Source organism: Pseudoxanthomonas taiwanensis (assembly GCF_010093135.1).
GTDB classification, from domain to species: domain Bacteria; phylum Pseudomonadota; class Gammaproteobacteria; order Xanthomonadales; family Xanthomonadaceae; genus Pseudoxanthomonas; species Pseudoxanthomonas taiwanensis.
In genome coordinates this window covers 1-3,561 of sequence record NZ_PDWK01000122.1, presented here as the reverse complement: position 1 = coordinate 3,561, position 3,561 = coordinate 1, and the positions used below count along the sequence as shown (strand labels likewise).

The 3,561-nt window shown below is 72.5% G+C and carries 2 protein-coding genes and 1 pseudogene; 2 read left to right on the top strand and 1 reads right to left on the bottom strand.

Translation table 11 applies throughout. The annotated features are described in order from the left end of the window. The coding region (gene putA, locus CR938_RS14020) for a bifunctional proline dehydrogenase/L-glutamate gamma-semialdehyde dehydrogenase PutA (RefSeq protein WP_162125578.1) at nucleotides 1–3,103 on the top strand (3,103 nt) is incomplete at its 5' end. 128 nt (nucleotides 3,104–3,231) lie between these two features. Beyond that, nucleotides 3,232–3,462 carry a hypothetical protein gene (locus CR938_RS14015; protein WP_162125577.1) on the top strand — a complete coding sequence of 77 codons (231 nt, stop codon included), beginning with the start codon at nucleotides 3,232–3,234 and terminating at the stop codon, nucleotides 3,460–3,462. On the opposite strand, the pseudogene CR938_RS14010 reads toward CR938_RS14015, so the two are convergent. Then, nucleotides 3,425–3,561: pseudogene (locus CR938_RS14010) on the bottom strand (IS5-like element ISCARN85 family transposase); the annotation flags it as partial. The gene CR938_RS14015 and the pseudogene CR938_RS14010 overlap by 38 nt on opposite strands.

The window sequence follows — 3,561 nt, the reverse complement described above, 5'->3', positions numbered from 1 at the left end:
CGCCGCCTGGCTGCGCGACGAGGCCACCCACGTACGCGAGCTGCTGGCCCAGGCCAGCCTGGACCCGGCCGTGCAGGCCGAGGTGGACGCCCTGGCCACGGACCTGGTGCGGCGGGTGCGCGCCCGGGCCCGCGACCAGGGCGTGATCGAGGCCTTCATGCGCCAGTACGACCTGGGCAGCGAGGAGGGCGTGCTGCTGATGTGCGTGGCCGAGGCCCTGCTGCGCATCCCCGACCAGGACACCGCCGACCGCCTGATCCGCGACAAGCTGGGCGAGGCCGACTGGGAGAAGCACCTGGGGCGGAGCGATTCGCTGCTGGTCAACGCCTCCACCTGGGGCCTGATGCTCACCGGCCGCCTGGTCCGCCTCAACGACCGCACCCGCGAGGACGCGGCCGGCGCGTTCAAGCGCCTGGTGGCGCGGGTGGGCGAGCCGGTGGTGCGCCTGGCCGTGCGCCAGGCCATGAAGATCATGGGCCACCAGTTCGTCATGGGCCGCACCATCGACGAGGCGCTGGCGCGCTCGAGGAAGGGCGCCAACGCCATGTACCGCTACTCGTTCGACATGCTCGGCGAGGGCGCGCTGACCATGCAGGACGCCCGCCGTTACCTGCAGGCCTACCGCGACGCCATCCACGCCATCGGCGGCAGCGGCGACTACCGCGGCGGCGACGTGTTCGCCGCGCCGAGCATCTCGATCAAGCTCTCGGCGCTGTTCCCGCGCTACGAGCACGCCAAGCGCGAGCGGGTGATGGCCGAGCTGGCCCCGGCGGTGCTGGAGCTGGCGCAGCTGGCCCGCTCCTACGGCATCGGCTTCACCGTGGACGCGGAGGAGAGCGAGCGCCTGGAGCTGTCGCTGGACGTCATCGAGGCCACCTACGCCGACCCCTCGCTGGAGGGCTGGGAGGGCTACGGCCTGGCGGTGCAGGCCTACCAGAAGCGCGCCCCGTTCGTGATCGACTGGCTGGCCGACCTGGCCCGCCGCGTCGGCCGCCGCATCCCGGTGCGCCTGGTCAAGGGCGCGTACTGGGACGCCGAGATCAAGCGCGCCCAGGTCGAGGGCCTGCCCGGCTACCCGGTGTTCACCCGCAAGCAGAACACCGACGTGTCCTACCTGGCCTGCGCCAAGCGCATGTTCGGCCACGGCGACGCGCTCTACCCGATGTTCGCCACGCACAACGCGCAGACCATCGCCGCCATCCGCGCCATCGCCCAGGGCCGGCCGTACGAACACCAGAAGCTGCACGGCATGGGCGACGACCTCTACGCCGAGGTGGTGCCGGCCGACCGCCTGGGTGTGCCGTGCCGCGTCTACGCGCCGGTGGGCAGCCATGAGGACCTGCTGCCGTACCTGGTGCGCCGCCTGCTCGAGAACGGCGCCAACTCCAGCTTCGTCAACCGCATCACCGACGAGGACGTGCCGGTGGAGGAGCTGGTGCGCGACCCGGTGCGCACCGTGGCCGCGTTCGAATCCATCCCCCATCCCCGCATCCCGCTGCCGGTCGAGCTGTACCGGTCGCAGGGCCACGACAGGAAGAACTCCATGGGCCTGAACCTCGCCGACGACCGCCAGCTGCAGGAGCTGGCCGCGCGCATCAACGCCGAACCCGGGCCGTGGCAGGCCGCGCCACTGGTGCCCGGCGCCACCCCGTCCGGGCAGCCGGTGGCGGTCGCCAGCCCGGCCGACCGCCGGGTGGTGGTCGGCCACTGGCTGCCGGCCGACGCGGCCACCGTGGACCGCGCCCTGGCCAACGCGGTGGCCGCACAGCCGGACTGGGACGCCATCCCGGCCGCCAGCCGTGCCGCCATCCTCGAGCACGCCGCCGACCTGCTGGAGCAGCGCATGCCGCAGTTCATGGCCATGTGCGTGCGCGAGGCCGGCAAGACCCTCCCCGACTCGGTGGCCGAGGTGCGCGAGGCGGTGGACTTCCTGCGCTACTACGCCGGCCAGGCGCGGGCGAAGTTCGCCGCTCCGGAAGCGATGCCCGGCCCCACCGGCGAGTCCAACGCCCTGCAGCTGCACGGCCGCGGCGTGTTCGTGTGCATCAGCCCGTGGAACTTCCCGCTGGCCATCTTCCTGGGCCAGGTGGCCGCAGCGTTGGCCGCCGGCAACAGCGTGATCGCCAAGCCGGCCGAGCAGACCACCCTGGTCGGCCACGCCGCGGTGAAGCTGCTGCACGAGGCCGGCGTGCCGGAGGCGGTGCTGCAGTTCGTGCCCGGCGACGGCGCCAGCGTCGGCGCCGCGCTGACCTCCGACGCGCGCGTGGCCGGCGTGGCCTTCACCGGTTCCACCGAGACCGCGCGCGCGATCAACCGCGCCCTGGCCGCGCGCGAGGAGGCGCCGATCGCGGTGCTGATCGCCGAGACCGGCGGCCAGAACGCGCTGATCGCCGACTCCTCCGCCCTGCCCGAGCAGCTGGTCAAGGACGCCATCGCCAGCGCCTTCACCTCCGCCGGCCAGCGCTGCTCGGCCGCGCGCGTGCTGTTCGTGCAGGAGGACATCGCCGACAAGGTCATCGCCATGCTGGCCGGCGCCATGGCCGAGCTGAAGGTGGGCGACCCGGGCCTGCTGGCCACCGACGTCGGCCCGGTGATCGACGAGGACGCCCTGCGCATGCTCCAGGCCCACGCCGAGCGCATGGACCGCGAGGCGCGGCTGATCGCGGTCGCGCCGCTGGACCCGGCCACCGCCCACGGCACCTTCTTCGCCCCGCGCGCCTACGAGATCGATTCCATGGCGCGGCTGCAGCGGGAGGTGTTCGGCCCGGTGCTGCACGTGGTGCGCTGGAAGGCCGGCGGGCTGGACGCGGTGGTGGACCAGGTCAACGCCACCGGCTACGGCCTGACCCTGGGCATCCACTCGCGCATCGACGAGACCGTCGAGCGCATCGCCGCGCGCGCCCGGGTCGGCAACATCTATGTCAACCGCAACCAGATCGGCGCGGTCGTCGGCGTGCAGCCGTTCGGCGGCCAGGGCCTGTCCGGCACCGGCCCCAAGGCCGGCGGCCCGCACTACCTGCTGCGCTTCGCCACCGAGAAGACGGTGACCATCAACACCACCGCCGCCGGCGGCAACGCCTCGCTGCTGACCCTCGGCGACTGAGCCCACGGCCGGGCCGGACCCGGCCGTCCACGCGGGCGCCGGCGCGCCCGCCCCGCCTGCCGGCAGGCGAAGGCGCCGCCTTGCCGTTATAGTCGCCGGGCGTCGATCGCATCTGCCAGGGGAGGCGGATGACCACCGATTTCTACAACCTGCTGCTCAGCGACGGGGCGTTGGCGCTGATCCTGCTGGGCCTGTTCTGCCACCTGGCACGGGTCTCCCGCGGCCTGCGCGGCATCGCTTCCTGGGGCGTGGGCCACTTTCTCTACAGCACCGGCGCGATGATGCTCGACGGCACCGCGCACCAGCTAGGGTCTGTTAACACTATCGCAACGATTCGACGATCAGTGCGAAGTGGATGAAGGCCGCGAACATGACGTCGAGCTTGTCGAAGCGGCTGAAGATGCGGCGGAACCCTTTCAGACGGCGGAACAGGCGCTCGATTTCGTTGCGGCGCTTGT